This window comes from Streptomyces sp. NPDC030893 (genome assembly GCF_055571535.1).
In genome coordinates, this window is record NZ_JBVIFC010000015.1 from 74,294 (window position 1) to 91,200 (window position 16,907).

Consider the following 16,907-nt stretch of genomic DNA (forward strand, 5'->3'; position numbering starts at 1 on the left):
CGACTCCCCTAGAACTGGAGGGACTTGGTCTGGAGGTACTCGGCGAGTCCGTGCGCGCCGAGTTCGCGGCCCACGCCCGACTGCTTGTAACCGCCGAAGGGCGCGAGGGGGTTGAAGCGGCCGCCGTTGATGTCGACCTGGCCGGTGTCCATGCGGCGGGCGAAGGCCACCGCCTCCGCCTCGTCACCGGCCCAGACGGCGCCGGCGAGGCCGTAGACGGTGCCGTTGGCGATGCGCAGGGCGTCGTCCTCGTCGTCGTAGCGCAGGACGGACAGGACGGGGCCGAAGATCTCCTCCTGGGCGATGGTCATCTCCGGGGTGACGTCGGCGAAGACCGTGGGGCTGACGTAGTAGCCCTGCTCGCGGGGTGCCTCGGGGCCGCCCGCGACGATCCGGGCGCCCTCGGCGACGCCCTTCTCGATGTAGCCGCGCACCCGGTCGCGCTGGCGGGCGTTGACGACGGGGCCGATGCGGTCGCCGTACTTGGCGGCGGCGGTCGCGGCGAGTTCCACGGCCTCGTCGTAGTGGTCCCGGTGGACGAGCATGCGGGTCCAGGCGCTGCACGTCTGGCCGGAGTTGGACATGACGTTGGCGACGCCGACGTTGACGGCGCGGGCCAGGTCGGCGCTCGGCAGGATGACGTTGGCGGACTTGCCGCCGAGTTCGAGGGCGACCCGCTTCACCATTCCGGTGGCGATCGCGCCGATCCGGCGGCCGACGGCGGTGGAGCCGGTGAAGGAGACCAGGTCCACGTCCGGATGCTCGGCGAGGGCCTGGCCGGCCACCGGGCCGAGACCGGTCACGAGGTTGAACACGCCGGCCGGGATCCCGGCCTCGTGGACGGCGTCGGCGAAGAGCCGGGCGACCAGCGGGGTGTCCTCGGCGGGCTTGACGACGAGGGTGCAGCCGGCGGCGAGGGCGGGGGCGGTCTTGGCGACGATCTGGTGGAGGGGGTAGTTCCAGGGGGTGATCGCGCCGACCACGCCGACGGGTTCGTGGAGGACCGTCGAGTTGCCCACCCGCTCCTCGAAGGCGTACGTCCCGGCCAGTTCGGCGTACGAGCCGGTGACGGCGACCGGTACGCCGGCGTGGACGGTCTGCGAGAGCTTCAGGGGCGAACCGAGTTCGGCGGTGACCGTCCCGGCGATCTCGTCCTGGCGGGCGAGGAGCACGTCCCGGAGGGCGGTGAGGCGCGCGGCGCGCTCGGCGGGCGGGGTGGCCGCCCAGGCGGGGAGTGCGGCGCGGGCCGCGCGTACGGCGGCGTCGACGTCCTCCACGGTGCCCGCGGGGACGGTGGCGATCACCTGTTCGTCGGCCGGGTTCACGACCTCGATGACGCCCGGTCCCGCGGCGGGGCGCCAGCTGCCGTCGATGTACATGCCGTCGTATGCCTTCATCGCGCTTCCTCCGGGGGCGGGCATGGGTGTGCGATGCGACTGCTCGCGTCGTCCGGCACCTAAACTAGCGGTGATAATTTTCCGGCGCCAGGGGAACCCGCGTGCGCGTGCTCACTCCGCCAGTTCGGGCAGCCGGTCGGGGCTGGGGCAGATCCGCCGGCCGTACTGGTCGAAGACGAACAGGTGGGCGAGGTCGACCAGCAGCGGTACCTGCATGCCGTGCCGGAGCCGGATGTCGGGGGTGGTGCGCACGATGAGGTCACCGGGGACGCGCGGCTCGGCGGAGGCGGACGGCGGCGCCTCCGGCTGTCCGGACTCGTCCGTCGTCACCACGGCCCCCGCGGCGCGCAGCGCCCCCGCCCGCTCCCGCAGCCGCTCCAGGACCGTGCCGGCCTCGCGGCGGCGGCGCCGGTCCGATCGGTCGGGGGCCGGGCGCGGGGCCTCCAGTTCGGGGACGAGGGCGGGGCGGGAACCGGTGTTGAAGTGGACCAGCACTTCGTGGCCCTGGAACTCCAGATGCTCCACCAGGCCGGTGAGCGCCACCTCACCGGTGCGGGCGGCGGCCGGTTTGGCGATCCGTACGGCCTCCGAGCGCAGGCCCACGATCACCTCGCGGCCCTGCTGCACGCGCAGCAACTGGTGGTCCAGGGACAGCGGTTCGGGCAGCCTCAGGAACTGTTTGCCCAGGCTGACGGTCATCGCGCCGTCCAGCGGGGCGCGCACCAGACCGCGCAGCAGATTGATGCGCGGGGTGCCGATGAAGGCGGCGACGAAGACGTTCTCCGGCAGCGCGTACACCGCGCGGGGGCTGCCCACCTGCTGGAGGACTCCGCCGCGCAGCACGGCGACCCGGTCGCCCAGCGACATCGCCTCGGACTGGTCGTGGGTGACGTAGACGGTGGTGACGCCCAGTTCGCGGGTGAGCTGGGAGATCTCGGCGCGCAGGTGGTTGCGGAGCTTGGCGTCGAGGTTGGACAGCGGCTCGTCCATCAGGAAGGCGGAGGGGTGGCGGGCGATGGCCCGGCCCATCGCGACGCGCTGGCGTTCCCCGCCGGAGAGCTGTGCGGGGAAGCGGTCGAGGAGGTCCTCGATGCCGAGCATGCGGGCGGTGGCGTCGACGCGCGGCGCCGGGTCGGTGCCGGGGGCCTCGATGCGCAGCGGGAAGCCGATGTTGTCGCGGCTGGTCATGCTCGGGTAGAGGGCGAAGTTCTGGAACACCATCGCCATGTCCCGCTCGGACGGGGGCAGATCGTTGCCGTACTCGCCGTCGAGGAACAGCCGGCCCTCGTCGATGTCCTCCAGTCCCGCGATCATCCTGAGCACGGTGGACTTGCCGCAGCCCGAGGGGCCGAGCAGGACGAGGAACTCGCCGGGCGCGATGTCCAGCGACAGCCGGTCCACCACGCGGGCGCCCCGCGTGTATGCCTTGCTCACGTCGTGCAGGGTGATGGCGCGTGTCATGAGGGTGCCCCCGGGGGCTCATCAGGGCGCTGGCGCTCCGCGGTCGAACGCCTCGTGCGGGACGTACGGGGCGTGTGAGTCACGGAAGCTAACGGAAAGTAGGCGGCCGGGGGAAGACATGGGACGGGATCCCGGTGTTTCGTCCGATGTCTGAGACGGCGGACGTCCGGATTCAGCGCGCGGGGCGGCGCCTCCCCGTACGGGGGCGCCCCCGGTCGGCACTCAGCGCGTCGTACGGCACCGGGAGCGGGCGCGGGTGCCCTGCGGGCGGGACGGCCGGTCCCCCGGCGGGCCGGACGGGGTGCGCAGGGCGACGCCCGAGGAGAGCAGGAGCAGGGCGCCCAGCATCACGAACGGTGCCGCCACCCCCGCCGCTCCGGCGACCAGGCCCGCCGCGGCGGGTGCGGCGACCTGGCCGAGGCGGTTGCCGGTCAGGCGCAGGGCGAGGGCGGTGGAGCGGGCTTCGGCGGGCGCCGCCTGGACGACCGTCGTCATGGACAGCGGCTGGCCGACGCCCAGGCAGAAGCCGAGCGCGGCGAGGATCAGCGCCAGCGCCCGGACCGGCACCGGCAGCGCGACTGCCGCGCACAGCAGCGCCGCCAGCAGGCACGTCACCGTCAGCAGCGCGGTGCGGCCGAGCAGCCGCAGCAGGGGCGTGAGCACCAGCCGGCAGGCGATGGTGGCCGCCGCGCGGAGGCTGAGCAGCAGGCCGATGACGGCCGGGTCGATGCCCCGGTGTTCGCCGACCACCGGAAGGTAGGCGGTGAGGATGTCGGTCGCGGACAGCACGGCCATGCTGATGAGGATCCCCGCGGGCACCCCCCGGGACCGCAGGATGCCGCGCACCGGCACCCGTTCGCCCTGCGCCGTACGGGACTTGAGGTGCCCGGGTCGTTCGATGCGCCACAGCGAGGTGAGGGCGACCGCTGCGCCCGCTCCCGCCGCCAGCAGGGCGAGCGCGCTGGTGCGGGCCATGTCCGTGCCGATCAGCGCGCCCGCGGCGATGGGCCCGACCAGTTGCCCGAGCGAGGCGCCGATGGTGAAGTGGCCGAAGTTGCGGTCCTGTTCGTGCGGTGCGGACTGGCGGGCGACGAGCGACTGGGCGCCGATGACGAAGCAGAGGTGGCCGAGGCCCATCACCCCGCTCCACAGGGCCATGGTCCCCAGCGAGCCGGCGATGCCGCTCAGGGCGCAGCCACCGGAGATGAGCACCACACCGGCCGGCAGCAGGGGCGCGCAGCGGCCGTGGTCGGTGCGCCGGCCGAGCGGTACGGCCGCGAACAGCGGCAGCAGCGCGTACACACCGGCGATGATCCCGATCGCCCGCTCGTCGGCCCCGAGTGCGAGCGCCCGGTAGGAGACGGCGGGCCGGGCCATCGACACCGCTCCTTGCGCGAAGCCGAAGGCGATGACGAGGCGGAGCAGCCAACCGCGGTTCCCACCGGGGGTCATGATCGGGTCCTTCCTGCGGTCGGTCGGTTCAGATGGTGCCGAACAGGATTCCGGCCGCGAGGATGATCAGGCAGATCATGGCGGCCCACTTCACCACGAACCGCGTGTGGTCGCCGAACTCGACCTTGGCCATGCCGACGAGGACGTACACGGCGGGGACCAGCGGGCTGGACATGTGCAGCGGCTGCCCGACCAGGGAGGCGCGGGCCATCTCCAGCGGGGAGACGCCGTGGGCGGCGCCGGCTTCGGCGAGCACGGGCAGGACACCGAAGTAGAAGCCGTCGTTGGACATGAAGTAGGTCAGCGGCAGGCTCAGCAGGCCGGTGACCAGGGCCATGTGGGGGCCCATGCCCTCGGGGACGACGTCCACCATCCACTTCGCCATGCTGTCGACCATCCCGGTGCCCTGGAGGACGCCGGTGAAGACGGCGGCGGCGAAGACCATGCCGGAGACGTTGAGGACGTTGTCGGCGTGGGCCGCGATACGGGCCTTCTGGTCGGGGATGTGGGGGAAGTTGACGGAGAGCGCCAGCGCGGCGCCGAGCAGGAACAGCACCGGGATCGGCAGCCATCCCATGATCATGGCGGCGAGCAGGGAGACGGTGAGCAGCGCGTTGAACCAGTAGAGCCTGGGGCGCAGGGTGGGGCGGTCCGGGTCGAGGCCCTGGAAGTCGTCCTCCGCCGTGTCATCCGCGGCGTCCGTGCCGGTGCCGGAGCCCCCGGTGCGCTTCCCGGGCCCGGCGCCGCTGCCGCCGCCCGCGCCGACCAGCACGGTCTCCTTCTCGTTCTCCTCGACCAGTGCCTCGTCGAGCGTCAGCGTGCCCAGCCGCCTGCGCTCCCGCAGCCCGAGGACGTACGCCAGGACGACGACGCCCGCCAGTCCGACGAGCAGGGCGGGGATCATCGGGACGAAGATGTCGGCGGCGTCGAGCTGCAGCGCGGTCGCCGCGCGGGCCGTCGGTCCGCCCCAGGGAAGCGTGTTCATCACACCGTTGGCCATGGCGGCGACGCCGGTCATCACGACCAGGCTCATCTTCAGGCGCTTGTACAACGGATACATCGCCGAGACGGTGATCATGAAGGTGGTGGACCCGTCCCCGTCCAGCGAGACGATCGCGGCGAGCAGCGCGGTGCCGACCACGATCCGCATCGGGTCGGCCCTGCAGAACCTGAGGATCCCCCGGACGATCGGATCGAAGAGTCCGACGTCGATCATCACACCGAAGTAGACGATCGCGAACATGAGCATCGCCGCGGTGGGGGCGAGGGTCGACACGCCGTCGATGACGTAGTCACCGAGGTGCGCGCCCTTGCCGACGAACACGCAGAACAGCGCGGGGATCAGCACGAGCGCCGCGATCGGCGACATCTTCTTCATCATGATCAGGACCAAAAAGGTCGCGATCATGACGAAGCCGAGGATGGTCAGCATGAGTGGATACCTAACGTTCGCCCTTGAACATCCCACCAGGGCCGGCGGTCCGACGACGTTAGGTGCGGCGAAGCCGGGTCAGCAAGACGTTGACCCGCGAGCAATAAGCGCAAAACCCCAGGTCACAGCTTTGCTCAGGTCAGAGCGCCGAACGTTTCGGTCACGGCCGCCGTCAGCGGGGTCACCTCGACGGGTACGCCGTTGAGGACGGCGTTGCCGGACAGCGGGTCGAGGAGGCTGCCGTCGAGGAGCTGGTTGACGTTGGCTCCGGGGTCGGCGGCCGCGTGTGCCGTGCGGGTGCCGGGCCGGTCGTGCCCCCAGCCGTGCGGCAGGCTCACCACCCCCGGGCGCACGGCGTCGGTGAGCTCGGCGGGGGCGGTCACCGCTCCCCCGGCGCCCTTGATGCGGACGGGCTCTCCGTCCCGTACGCCGAGGCGGTCCGCGTCCTCGGGGTGGAGGTGCAGGGTGCAGCGGTTGGTGCCGCCGGTGAGGGCGGGCACGTTGTGCATCCAGCTGTTGTTGGAGCGCAGATGGCGGCGGCCGACGAGGACGAGTCCGCCGGGGCGTTCGTCCAGGGCGGCGCGCAGGCGCGGGAGGTCGGCGGCGATCGGGTCCGGCAGCAGTTCGACCCGGCCGCTGCGGGTCTTCAGCGGCTGGGGCAGCCGTGGGCGCAGCGGGCCGAGGTCGATGCCGTGCGGGTGGGCGAGCAGCCGGTCCAGGGTGAGCCCGTCCGGGTCGGCACCGAAGCCGTCTCCGTAGGGGCCGAGGCGCAGCATCATGTCGAGGCGCCGCTCGGGGCCGTCGTCACCGGTGAGCCGGCCGGCCAGTTCCTCGGGGTCGCGGCCGTGGACCGGGGAGTGCGGATCCCCGACGGCCTGGGTGAGGGTCCGGTCGATGACCGTGGTGTCCACGTCGGCCGGGTCGGCCCCGTGCCTGCCGGTCGCGGCGAGGACGAGGCGGGCGAGGATCTCCGTCTCGGCCATGCGGCCGGTCTCCAGGGGAAGGGCCGGGCGGGTGTAGCGGACCTGGTTGCGTACGGCGAGGGTGTTGAAGGCGAAGTCGTGGTGCGGGCTCTGCGCGGGCGGGGGCGGAGGCAGGACGACGTGCGCGTGCCGTGAGGTCTCGTTGAGATAGGGGTCGACGCTCACCATGAAGTCGAGGGAGCCGAGCGCCTTGTCGAGGCGGTCGCCGTCCGGGGCGGAGAGCACGGGGTTGGCCGCGACGGCGATGAGGGCGCGGACCGGCTCGCCCTCGTCGGTGGGGGTGTCGATCTCCTCGGCGAGGGCGGACATCGGGAGTTCGCCCTTGGCCTCGGGGTGCCGGCGCACCCGGGAGTGCCAGCGTCCGAGGGCGAAGCCGCGGCCCGGTCCGGCGGGCCGCGGGGTCTTGTCGGTGGCCGCCTGAGGGAAGAGGGCGCCGCCGGGGCGGTCGAGGTTGCCGGTGAGGACGTTGAGGACGTCGACGAGCCAGCTGGCGAGGGTGCCGTGCGGGACGGTGCAGCTGCCGATGCGGCCGTAGACGGCGGCGGTGGGGGAGGCGGCGAGTTCGCGGGCGAGGGTGCGGACGGTCTCCGCGTCGATGTCGCAGGCGCCGGAGGCGGCTTCGGGTGTGAAGTCCCGGAGCGCGGTGGCGAGCCGGTCGAGGCCCTCGATGTGCGGCGCCCGCTCGCCCAGGTCGACGAGGCCCTCGTCGAACAGGGTGTGGGCCATGGCCGCGAGGAGCAGCGCGTCGGTGCCGGGGCGGACGGCGAGGTGGCGGTCGGCGAGGCGGGCGGTGCGGGTGCGGCGCGGATCGACGACGGTGAGGGTGCCGCCGCGTGCCCGGAGCGCCTTGAGCCGGCCGGGGAAGTCGGGGGCGGTGCACAGGCTGCCGTTGGATTCCAGGGGGTTGGCGCCGATCAGCAGCAGGTGGTCGGTGCGGTCCAGGTCGGGCACGGGGATGAGGTTCGCGTCGCCGAAGAGCAGTCCGCTGGAGACGTGCTTGGGCATCTGGTCCAGGGTGGAGGCGGTGAAGACGCTGCGGGTGCCGAGCCCGGCGATCAGCAGGGGCGGGTAGAGGCCGCCGGCCATGGTGTGGACGTTGGGGTTGCCGAGGACGATGCCGACGGCGTGCGGTCCGTGCCGCTGGGCGACGGACCGTATCCCGGCGGCCACGGCGTCGAACGCCTCCTGCCAGGTGGCCTCGCGCAGTTCCCCGCCGACGCGGACGAGCGGGGTGCGCAGCCGGTCGGGATCGGAGTCCACGGCGCCGAAGGCGGCTCCCTTGGGGCAGATGAACCCCTTGCTGAACACGTCGTCCCGGTCGCCGCGGGCGCCGGTGACGCGGCCGTCGTCGAGGGTGAGCGTCAGGCCGCAGGTGGCCTCGCACAGGGGACAGATACGCAGGGCGGTGCGGGACACGGGACCTCCCGGTACGGGGACGGCGCACGGACGCGCCGAGCATACCGACCGGTACGCATGCTGGGGAGGGGGTCGTGGGAGCTCTCAGGCGTCCAGCACCCGGGCCAGGTGGCCGCGCAGCATCTCGCGCAGTTCGCCGATGACCTTCCCGTCCCCCTCGGGCGCCATCCGGAACGCCAGGTGGACGAGGGCGTCGGCGGTCTCGACGGCGACGAGGAGGGTGCGGCGCAGCTCGTCGTCGGCCTCGCGCTCCAGGTAGCCGGAGAGGAGATCGGTGAGGCGGTCGGCGACCAGGCGGTTGGGCTCGGCGCGGGTGCCGACGGGGATCTGGTTGCCGAAGTCGACCAGGGAGAAGCCGGGAGCGGTGCGCTTCATGTCCAGGTACGTGTCGAGCACGGCGTCCATGGCGTGCCGCCAGCCCCGGTCGCCGGTGGCCGCGAGCCGTTCGGTGACCCGCTCCGTGAAGCGCTCCAGGTTGCGCTGGGCCAGGGCGTCGGCCATCTGGCGTTTGTTGCCGAAGAAGCGGTAGACGGAGCCGATGGGCACGCCGGCGCGTTCGGCGACCGCGCGGGTGCTGAGGTCGTCGTAGCCGGCCTCGTCGAGGAGTTCGGCGCAGGCGTCGAGGATTCTGGCCAGCCGTTCGGCGCTGCGCCGCTGCACGGGCGCTCGGCGGAGCGATGTCGCGTGGGGCACGGGCCTCATCATGCCCGCCCGGCACCACCCGGTGAACCTCGCCCCGGGCCGCGGCGCCGGCCGTCGGGCCCGCCGGCCACGGCGGGCGGCCGTTCGACGGCCGCCCCGGCCAGCGGCCGCGCACTGGGGTCCGCGCCCGGCTCGTCCTCCGAGACCGTGATGTCGGCCGTGCTCTCCACCGGCTCGCCGTCCACGGCCCACACCGTGCCGTCGTCCGCGTAGAGGCGCGCGGTGACCTGGTGCGTGCCGCGCGGGACGAAACTGCCGGGCAGGTGGTACTCGGGGGTGCGCAGGCGGGCGACACGGCGGCCGTTCACCTCGAGGTGCGCCAGACCGCGGCCGGCCACCGCCCGCTCGCCCGTCCCGTCCGGGGAGAAGCGGAAGTTGCGCACCCGCAGCCGTACGTCCCAGCCGCCGTCGGAGTCGGGGACGACCTCCACCCCCACCTCGGGCGCGTCCTCGTCGTCCACCTCGCGGTAGGGGCGCCCCTCCTGGTCGCGCTCGTCGAGGAGCCGGCCGGCCGGTGAGGGCGACACCTCGTCCCCGCCCCGGGCGGCACGGGAGTCACAGCCCGCGGATCCGGCCCCCAGGACGACGGTCACCGCGAGCGCGGTGATCAGGCTCCGCGTCCACGTCATGCGGGCGAGCGTAGAACACCGGTGCGAGTCCGCGTATCCCCCTGGAGTCGGGTTCCGGGTCCTCCCAGGAGAGGAGGAGCGGGAGGCGGAACCGAGATCGCGCGTCCCTCTTGCGCCGGGGAAATCGCAATCCTACGGTGTGCCATAGGAATCGGATGCCGAGGGAGCAGCGAACATGAGCGATGGGGGCACCGCCCGCGCGGGCGACACGGAGCGCGGAGGAGCGCGCAAGACCGCCGAAGGACTGGAGCACCTCTCCGGTTTCGGCAACGAGCACAGCTCCGAGGCGATCCCGGGCGCCCTGCCCGAGGGCCGCAACTCGCCCCAGCGCGCACCGCTCGGGCTGTACGCGGAGCAGCTGAGCGGTTCGGCGTTCACCGAGCCCCGGGCGGAGAACCGCCGCTCGTGGCTGTACCGGATCCGCCCGTCGGCCGCCCACCCGGCGTTCGCCCGCACGGGCAACGGCGCGCTGCGCACCGCGCCGTTCACCCAGACGGTTCCCGACCCCAACCGGCTGCGCTGGAACCCGCTGCCGGAGCCGGACGGGGGCACCGACTTCCTGGCCGGTCTGTGGACCCTGGGCGGCAACGGCGACGTCACCCAACGCACCGGCATGGCCGTGCACCTGTACCACGCCAACGTCTCGATGGACCGCGTGTTCAGCGACGCCGACGGCGAGCTGCTCGTCGTCCCCGAGCGGGGCGGGCTGCTGCTGCGCACGGAGTTCGGGCTGCTGCATGTGGAGCCGGGACACATCGCGCTGATTCCTCGTGGAGTGCGGTTCCGGGTGGAGCTTCTGGACGAGTCTGCCCGCGGATATGTGTGCGAGAACTACGGAGCGCCGTTCCGGCTCCCCGATCTCGGCCCGATCGGCGCCAACGGGCTGGCGAACGCCCGGGACTTCCGGGTGCCGGTGGCGGCGTTCGAGGACGTCGAGCGCCCGGTCGAGGTGGTGAACAAGTACTGCGGCAACCTCTGGTCGGCCACCTATGACCACTCCCCGCTGGATGTCGTCGCCTGGCATGGCAACCATGTGCCGTACGCCTACGATCTGCGTCGCTTCAATGTGATGGGCACCATCTCCTATGACCACCCGGACCCGTCGATCTTCACGGTGCTGACGTCTCCGAGCGACACCCCCGGGCTCGCGGGGGTGGACTTCGTGGTCTTCGCCCCGCGCTGGCTGGTGGGCGAGGACACCTTCCGCCCGCCGTACTTCCACCGGAACGTGATGAGCGAGTACATGGGCCTGATCGAGGGCGCGTACGACGCCAAGGCGGAGGGCTTCGTGCCGGGCGGGGGCTCGCTGCACAACATGATGTCGGCGCACGGTCCGGACCGGGAGACGTTCGAGAGGGCGAGCGCCGCCGAGCTGCGGCCGCAGAAAATCGACGACGGTCTGGCCTTCATGTTCGAAACCCGCTGGCCGCTGTCCCTGACCCCCCAGGCGGCACGGGCGGAACACCTGCAGCAGGGCTACGACGAGGTGTGGCAGGGGCTCGAGCGTCACTTCCAGCCGTTGCACTGAACGTTCTCCGACCGGTACGGATAGCCCGTGACCTCCTTCGCACCGGATTCGATCGTCCTGAACCGCAAGTTGCCGCTCTGGTACCAGGTGTCGCAGTCGCTGCGCGCCTCGATCCTCGGCCGCTCGCCCCAGGACCCCCTGCGCCTGCCTACCGAGGAACAACTGGCCGGGCACTACGGCGTGAGCGTGCTGACCATGCGGCAGGCGCTGAAGGAACTGGAGGACGAGGGGCTGATCACCCGCCACCGCCGGCGCGGCACGTTCATCGAGCCGGACGCCCGGCGGGGCGCCCCGGTGCGGCTGCTGGGCTCGGTGGACGCGATCGTGGCCCAGCAGTCCGGCATGACGACCGAACTGCTGGAGCACGGTACGGCGCCGGTGCCGGCGGAGATCGCCGAGTACTTCCCGGATCTGAGCGAGGCGGCGGCGTACCACCGGCTGCGCAGCGACGAGAAGACGGGCGAGCCGACCAACCACGCCCGCAACTACGTCCGCCCGGAACTGGCCGCCCGGATCGACCTGGACGACCTGGTGCGGTGGCCGATGACCAAGGTGCTGCGGGATGTCGTAGGGGCGGACATCAGCAGGATCACGGACACCGTGGAGGCGCGGCTGGCGGACCCGGAGACGGCCCGCCTGCTCCAGGTTCCGCTGCTCAGCCCGATCCTGCACTACACGGGCATCACCTACGACACCGGCGGCCGGGTCCTGGACGCGGCCGTCATCAACTACCGCGGCGACCGCTTCTCCTTCACGGTGACGCTGGACGCCACCTGATCCGCGCCTCCCCGCAGGCCGTACGATGCCCAGCGTGACGCACTACGACGCTCCGCTGCTGGCGGACCTCATGCCGTGGTCCGTCGCACCGCCCCGGCTCGGCCGGGGGTGGCCGGCGGCCCCCGACGCGGCGTCCCTGAAGGCCCGTTGGGACGCGCTGCTGAAGGCCGCGGGACCGGACCGCGAGGCCCTGTTCCAGCCGACGCGTTACCGGACCCCGTACACGGCGGTCGGGCAGTTGCCGGGGCGCGGGGGCGGCACGGAGAGGCTGGCCCGTGCCTCGGGCCCGTGCCCCGACCCGGTGCGGGTCCTGTACGCCCCGTTCGACGAACGGTGGCTGATCCCCGACCAGCGGCTGATCGACGCGGCCCGGCCGGAGTTGTGGCGGGTGGCGGACGAACGGCAGGTGTTCGTCGTCGAGGCTGCCTCCGCGCGGGGCGCCGCAGCCGCGCCCGGCTCCTCCGGTCCGCCGCTGCTCGCCACCTCCCTGCTGCCGGTGGTCCGCGCGGGACGGGTCCGCCCGCTGTACCGCCGGCCGGGCGCCGCCGAACCCAATCTCGCCCCGGGGCTGACGGACCACCTCGCCGGCCGGCTCGGACGGGACCCGTCCCCCGTGGACGTCCTCGCCTGGGCGACGGCCGTGGCGCGCCCCGCACCCGCGGGCCTCGCGGTGCCGCTGACCGGGGACCCGGAGGTCTGGGAGCGGGGTGTGGCGGTGGGCCGCCGGATGCTGTGGCTGATGCGGCGCGACGGGGAGCGTCCGAAGCTCCCGGGCGGCCGCCGCCCGTACGTGCGCGCCCCGCTGCCCTCCCGCCCGTCGGCCGTGCGTTACGACCGGGAGGAGGAGGCCCTGGACATCGACGAGGGCCGCATCGCCCCGGTGCCGCCGGCGGCCTGGGACTTCGAGGCGGACGGGGTCCGGGTGCTGGAGCAGTGGTTCGCGGGGCGTACGGAGGTGCCCGAACCGGGCACGCTGGCCGCGATCCGGCCGCCCGCCTGGCCGCAGACCTGGACCTCGGAGCTGCTGGAGCTGATCACGGTTCTCGCCCTGCTGGCCGAACTGGCCCCGGGGCGGGCGGAGTTGGTGGAGCAGCCGCTCCCGGAACCGATCACGCAGTCCGGGCTCCGTGCGGCGGGCGTGCTTCCGGTGCCGTCCGCCGCCCGCCGTCCCGCGTCGGTGTTCGACGTGCGGGAGGAGGGCCCCGAAGGGCAACTCGCCCTGCTCTGACGGGCGCCCGCAGGGACGGGCGGGTCGGTGTCCGAGGGGGGTCGTACCCGTCGGTCGAGCAGGCGGGGGGTCGTGCGCTCGGACACCGCGTCCAGGCGAACCGGTTAGGGGGTGCCGGTGCGACCGCGGTCAGCGAGGAGTACGCGCGGGAAGCGGAAGGGAGAGGGGGCCGGCGGGCCCCGGGATCGCTGCCGGGTGGGACCGGAGGCGCCGGCGAGGGGACGTGAAGGGTGTGGCGGTGCGCCGAGTGCGCTGGGGGTGCCGCGGGGATGACGGCGGGGGCGGGCGCTGCGCCGGGACGGCGGGACCGTCCGGCGCGGGCGCTACCGGCTGCCGAACAGGGAGCGGCGCAGTCGACGCAGCGGGGCGAAGAGCCTGACCCGGCTCGTGCGGGCCCGCGCGCCCCTGGCGCCGCGGCTGTGCGCGGTGTCGCGCGCGGTCAGCTCACGCATCAGCGAGGTCGCCTCGGCCGTCTCGCGCTGCGGGATCGCCGGTCCCCCGAGAACCGAGAGATGGCGGTCGAGGCGCGAACTGGTCGCGCTGCTGCCGCAGGTGATCGCAGGGACCCTGGCCCTGCTGCGCACTGTTATCTGTTCCATGTCACTCCCCACCCGTACGAGTCCACCCGGCCCGGGCAGGGTAACCCTATCGCCCCGTCCGGGCACGCGTGTATCGAGGTCACAGGATTCACCTTCCCCGTAAGGGTGTTGACGAACCCGCGACGACTACTCTCCGAATCCGACCGTTTCCAGGGCGAGTTGCACGATGGGCTGGCCGGTGGGCTGCGGTGACCCACCGTCGGGCTCGATGGTCACCGCGAGTGACGTCGCGGCGGTGTCCAGCCCGGACGCCACCAAGGGCGTGTCACCCTCGAAAAGCCCGAGGGAACGCGGCCGCTCCCCCGGGGCCATGAGCCAGAGCTGGCGCACACGTCCGTTCGGAGGGTCGTCGTATCCGCCCAGAGTGACGACCGCGCTGCGCGTCGATGCGGAGGCGATCACTCCGATCGTGCCGCCGCCCGGATCCCGGCCGCTGCTCGCGCGGGCGTCCGGGGCGGCGAGAACGTGGGCGATCTCACGTGACCGGTCGCGTTCGGCGGCCAGCTGGTCCCGCGTGCGGTCCGCCTGGACGGCGAAGAGCGAGGCGACGACGAGCGCCGCGGCGGCGGTGGCGGTGGCGAACGGCACGAACAGCGGCGACCGGCGCCACTCCCGGGTACGCGGCGGTGGTGCGGCGCCCCACACGTGGGGCGGCAGCTGTGGCGCACGCGCACGCGCGGGATCCTGCGGCGCGGGATCCTGCGCGGTGGACCGTACGGCGGCCAGTACCCGGTCCCGCATCGCGGGCGGCGCGGGGGCGGCCGTGGACCAGGCGAGGCGGACGGCGTCCTCGGCGAGGTCGCGCACCTCGGCGGTGCAGCGGCCGCAGGACCGCAGATGCCTTTCGAAGCGGACGCGCTCGGCGGGCTCGAGGGCGTCGAGGGCATAGGGGGCGGCCAGCGAGTGGGCGTCACCGCGGGGTCCCAGTCGGCCGAACAGGCTCATGCCGCGCCTCCCAGGCACTCGCGCAGGCGGGTGAGGCCGTCGCGCATACGGGTCTTGACCGTGCCCAGGGGCAGCGACAGCCGCTCGGCCACCTCCCGGTAGGTGTAGCCGTCGTAGTAGGCGAGGGTGACCGACTGCCGCTGGAGGGTGGTGAGCCGGTCCAGGCAGCGGCGTACCCACTCGCGTTCGAGGCCGGCCTCGACCTCCTCGGCGACCTGGTCGAAGGCGGGGCCGTGGCCGCGCCGGGCCTCGCGCTGCTCGCGTTCGCCGGCCGCGCGGGCGCTGCGCACCCGGTCGACGGCGCGGCGGTGGGCGAGGGTGAGCACCCAGGACAGCGCGCTGCCCCGGCCGGGGTCGAACCGCGCGGCGGAGCGCCAGAGTTCCAGCAGCACCTCCTGAGCCACCTCCTCGGACTGGGCGGGGTCGCGCACCACGCGCCGCACCAGCCCGTACACGGGGCCGGACACCAGCCCGTACAGGTCCTCGAACGCCTTCTGGTCACCCGCGGCCACAAGCATCAGCAGCTCGTCCGCCTCCAACGCGCATCCCCCTTCTCCCCCGGCCCGGCCGGGCCGTCCGGTCACTCCCGGCAGGCGCGGCGAGCGCGCCTGTCGGAGAGGAAGTACGGATCACCGGGCCGAAAACGCGGGTCGGCAGCGAGAAATGCTACGGACGCGACGGCGCCGCGGAAGGGGCCGGGAACGAGTTCGTGAAGTCCACCAATCCGGCCCGGCGGATGCTCCGAATGCCAGTGCGTCAGGCAAGTTGGCACTGAGGACGGACGGCATGACACCTAACTCCAGGACCGGTGCGGGGCGCAGGAGTCTCGCGACCCTGATCTGTGGTGCGCTGGCCGCCGGGGGGCTCGCAGCCGCCGGCGTGACCGCGCTGGAACCCGAGGCGGCCTCCGCCTCCTCCCACCGGGAAGCCCCGCTGATCTCGGGCGCCCCGCAGTACGACAACACGGACCTGTATGCGTTCGTCAGCCCCGACAAGCCGGACACGACGACGATCATCGCAAACTGGATCCCCTTCGAGGAGCCGGCCGGCGGGCCGAACTTCTTCACGTTCGCCGAGGACGCGCAGTACGACATCCACATCGACAACAACGGGGACGCGCAGGGGGAGCTGCTCTTCCGCTACACCTTCAGGACCCATACGAAGAACGACAAGACGTTCCTCTACAACACGGGCCCGGTCACCAGCCTGGACGACCAGGATCTCAACATCACGCAGACGTACGACATCGAGTTGCTGAAGCTGAAGGACCAGAAGGCGGTGTCCCGCACGAAGATCGCGGACGACGTGCCGGTCGCGCCGTCGAACGTCGGCAGGGCGTCCATGCCGGACTACGGCACGCTGCGCACCCAGGCGATCCACGAACTCGCGGGCGGGGCGACGACGTTCGCGGGGCAGGCCGACGACCCGTTCTTCCTGGACCTGCGGGTCTTCGACCTGCTGTACGGCGGGAACCTCTCGGAGGTCGGCAACGACACGCTCAAGGGGTACAACGTCAACTCCCTGGCGCTCCAGGTCCCGACGGACATGATCACCGAGTCGGCGGACCAGCCGGTCGTCGGCATCTGGTCGACGACACAGCGCAAGAACGCCGAGGGGCACTTCGTCCAGGTGTCGCGGCTGGGCAACCCGCTGGTGAACGAGGTCGTCAATCCGCTCGAGGACAAGGACACGTTCAACGCGTCGGGTCCGTGGGACGACGCGCAGTTCCTGAAGAACGTCACCGAGCCGGAGCTGCCGAAGCTCATCGAGGCGATCTACAGGATCCCCGCGCCGGCCGAGCCGCGCGACGATCTCGTGGACGTGTTCCTGAAGGGCGTGGAGGGGCTCAACCGGCCCCCGCACGTGACGCCGTCGGAGATGCTGCGCCTCAACACGTCCATCGAGCCGGCCGCCGAGCCGAAGCGACTGGGCGTGCTGGACGGCGACAACGCCGGCTTCCCGAACGGGCGTCGGCTGACGGACGACGTGATCGACGCCGCGCTCCAGGTCGTCGAGGGCGAGCTGGTCGGCGCGGAGAACGACCTCGGGGACGCGGTCGACGCCAACGACAAGAAGTTCGGGGCGGCCTTCCCTTATCTGGCGAACCCGACGGAGGGGTCGCGCGGCCCGCTCGCCAAGGGCGTGGACGGCGGCAACGACGTACGCAACCAGCTCGGTGACGCGCTGCGGCCGGCGGGCGCGGAGGGCACGGACAACACGACCCTGATCGCCGCGTCCGCGGGTGCGGGCGCCGGCGGGCTGCTGCTGATCGGCGTGGCGCTGATGTGGTGGCGCCGGATGCGCCGCCGGGCGTACTGACCCCGGCCCCCCTTCCCCACCAGCAGGCGCGGCCCCGTG

Annotated in this window: 14 protein-coding genes; 4 read left to right on the forward strand and 10 right to left on the reverse strand. The window is 72.9% G+C overall.

Annotated elements, in window-relative coordinates; translation table 11 throughout:
* Window positions 1-8: 8 nt before the first annotated feature.
* The 7 genes from ACZ434_RS25555 to ACZ434_RS25585 form a co-directional block, all read right to left on the reverse strand.
* Window positions 9-1,397, reverse strand: a complete 1,389-nt coding sequence (locus ACZ434_RS25555) for an aldehyde dehydrogenase family protein (protein ID WP_468459695.1) — start codon at window positions 1,395-1,397, stop codon at window positions 9-11.
* Between the two features lie 111 nt (window positions 1,398-1,508).
* A complete protein-coding gene (locus ACZ434_RS25560; protein WP_468459697.1) occupies window positions 1,509-2,858 on the reverse strand; it encodes an ABC transporter ATP-binding protein in 1,350 nt (449 codons plus the stop codon).
* A gap of 222 nt (window positions 2,859-3,080) precedes the next feature.
* Window positions 3,081-4,310, reverse strand: a complete 1,230-nt coding sequence (locus ACZ434_RS25565; protein WP_468459700.1) for an MFS transporter — start codon at window positions 4,308-4,310, stop codon at window positions 3,081-3,083.
* A 28-nt stretch (window positions 4,311-4,338) separates the two neighbouring features.
* Window positions 4,339-5,778 carry a CitMHS family transporter gene (locus ACZ434_RS25570; RefSeq protein WP_468459702.1) on the reverse strand — a complete coding sequence of 480 codons (1,440 nt, stop codon included), beginning with the start codon at window positions 5,776-5,778 and terminating at the stop codon, window positions 4,339-4,341.
* A 98-nt stretch (window positions 5,779-5,876) separates the two neighbouring features.
* The gene (locus ACZ434_RS25575; RefSeq protein ID WP_468459703.1) at window positions 5,877-8,141 is read right to left on the reverse strand and encodes a molybdopterin oxidoreductase family protein; all 2,265 of its coding nucleotides are present in this window, start codon (window positions 8,139-8,141) and stop codon (window positions 5,877-5,879) included.
* A gap of 84 nt (window positions 8,142-8,225) precedes the next feature.
* Window positions 8,226-8,843, reverse strand: coding sequence for a TetR/AcrR family transcriptional regulator (locus tag ACZ434_RS25580; RefSeq protein ID WP_468459832.1), 618 nt, complete (start codon window positions 8,841-8,843; stop codon window positions 8,226-8,228).
* A complete protein-coding gene (locus ACZ434_RS25585) occupies window positions 8,843-9,472 on the reverse strand; it encodes a hypothetical protein (protein ID WP_468459704.1) in 630 nt (209 codons plus the stop codon). Before ACZ434_RS25585 ends, ACZ434_RS25580 begins: the two co-directional genes overlap by 1 nt.
* Window positions 9,473-9,647: 175 nt before the next feature.
* On the opposite strand from ACZ434_RS25585, the gene hmgA reads away from it, so the two are divergent.
* The 3 genes from hmgA to ACZ434_RS25600 are packed head-to-tail and all read left to right on the forward strand — an operon-like array spanning window position 9,648 to window position 13,005.
* Window positions 9,648-11,000, forward strand: a complete 1,353-nt coding sequence (gene hmgA / locus ACZ434_RS25590; protein WP_468459705.1) for a homogentisate 1,2-dioxygenase — start codon at window positions 9,648-9,650, stop codon at window positions 10,998-11,000.
* 27 nt (window positions 11,001-11,027) lie between these two features.
* Window positions 11,028-11,777 carry a GntR family transcriptional regulator gene (locus tag ACZ434_RS25595; protein WP_468459707.1) on the forward strand — a complete coding sequence of 250 codons (750 nt, stop codon included), beginning with the start codon at window positions 11,028-11,030 and terminating at the stop codon, window positions 11,775-11,777.
* A 25-nt stretch (window positions 11,778-11,802) separates the two neighbouring features.
* Entirely contained in the window at window positions 11,803-13,005 is a 1,203-nt protein-coding gene (locus ACZ434_RS25600; RefSeq protein WP_468459710.1) for a type ISP restriction/modification enzyme, read from the forward strand.
* A gap of 323 nt (window positions 13,006-13,328) precedes the next feature.
* On the opposite strand, the gene ACZ434_RS25605 is transcribed toward ACZ434_RS25600, so the two are convergent.
* From ACZ434_RS25605 to ACZ434_RS25615, 3 genes are all read right to left on the reverse strand, one after another.
* The gene (locus ACZ434_RS25605; RefSeq protein ID WP_468459712.1) at window positions 13,329-13,604 is read right to left on the reverse strand and encodes a hypothetical protein; all 276 of its coding nucleotides are present in this window, start codon (window positions 13,602-13,604) and stop codon (window positions 13,329-13,331) included.
* A gap of 126 nt (window positions 13,605-13,730) precedes the next feature.
* Complete coding sequence (locus ACZ434_RS25610; RefSeq protein WP_468459714.1) at window positions 13,731-14,549, reverse strand: anti-sigma factor; 819 nt, start codon at window positions 14,547-14,549, stop codon at window positions 13,731-13,733.
* Entirely contained in the window at window positions 14,546-15,088 is a 543-nt protein-coding gene (locus ACZ434_RS25615; RefSeq protein WP_468459716.1) for a sigma-70 family RNA polymerase sigma factor, read from the reverse strand. The genes ACZ434_RS25610 and ACZ434_RS25615 overlap by 4 nt, the downstream gene beginning before the upstream one ends.
* Before the next feature lie 247 nt (window positions 15,089-15,335).
* Between ACZ434_RS25615 and ACZ434_RS25620 the strand changes: the two genes are divergently transcribed.
* Complete coding sequence (locus ACZ434_RS25620) at window positions 15,336-16,868, forward strand: DUF4331 domain-containing protein (RefSeq protein WP_468459718.1); 1,533 nt, start codon at window positions 15,336-15,338, stop codon at window positions 16,866-16,868.
* The last annotated feature ends 39 nt before the right edge of the window (window positions 16,869-16,907 follow it).

Excerpts from the sequence above, each read along its gene's own strand:
- ACZ434_RS25580 (WP_468459832.1), bottom strand. The coding sequence starts at position 8,843 with ATGAGGCCCGTGCCCCACGCGACATCGCTCCGCCGAGCGCCCGTGCAG.
- hmgA (WP_468459705.1), top strand. The coding sequence starts at position 9,648 with ATGAGCGATGGGGGCACCGCCCGCGCGGGCGACACGGAGCGCGGAGGA.
- ACZ434_RS25565 (WP_468459700.1), bottom strand. The coding sequence starts at position 4,310 with ATGACCCCCGGTGGGAACCGCGGTTGGCTGCTCCGCCTCGTCATCGCC.
- ACZ434_RS25585 (WP_468459704.1), bottom strand. The coding sequence starts at position 9,472 with ATGACGTGGACGCGGAGCCTGATCACCGCGCTCGCGGTGACCGTCGTC.
- ACZ434_RS25620 (WP_468459718.1), top strand. The coding sequence starts at position 15,336 with ATGACACCTAACTCCAGGACCGGTGCGGGGCGCAGGAGTCTCGCGACC.
- ACZ434_RS25605 (WP_468459712.1), bottom strand. The coding sequence starts at position 13,604 with ATGGAACAGATAACAGTGCGCAGCAGGGCCAGGGTCCCTGCGATCACC.
- ACZ434_RS25610 (WP_468459714.1), bottom strand. The coding sequence starts at position 14,549 with ATGAGCCTGTTCGGCCGACTGGGACCCCGCGGTGACGCCCACTCGCTG.
- ACZ434_RS25560 (WP_468459697.1), bottom strand. The coding sequence starts at position 2,858 with ATGACACGCGCCATCACCCTGCACGACGTGAGCAAGGCATACACGCGG.
- ACZ434_RS25600 (WP_468459710.1), top strand. The coding sequence starts at position 11,803 with ATGCCCAGCGTGACGCACTACGACGCTCCGCTGCTGGCGGACCTCATG.
- ACZ434_RS25555 (WP_468459695.1), bottom strand. The coding sequence starts at position 1,397 with ATGAAGGCATACGACGGCATGTACATCGACGGCAGCTGGCGCCCCGCC.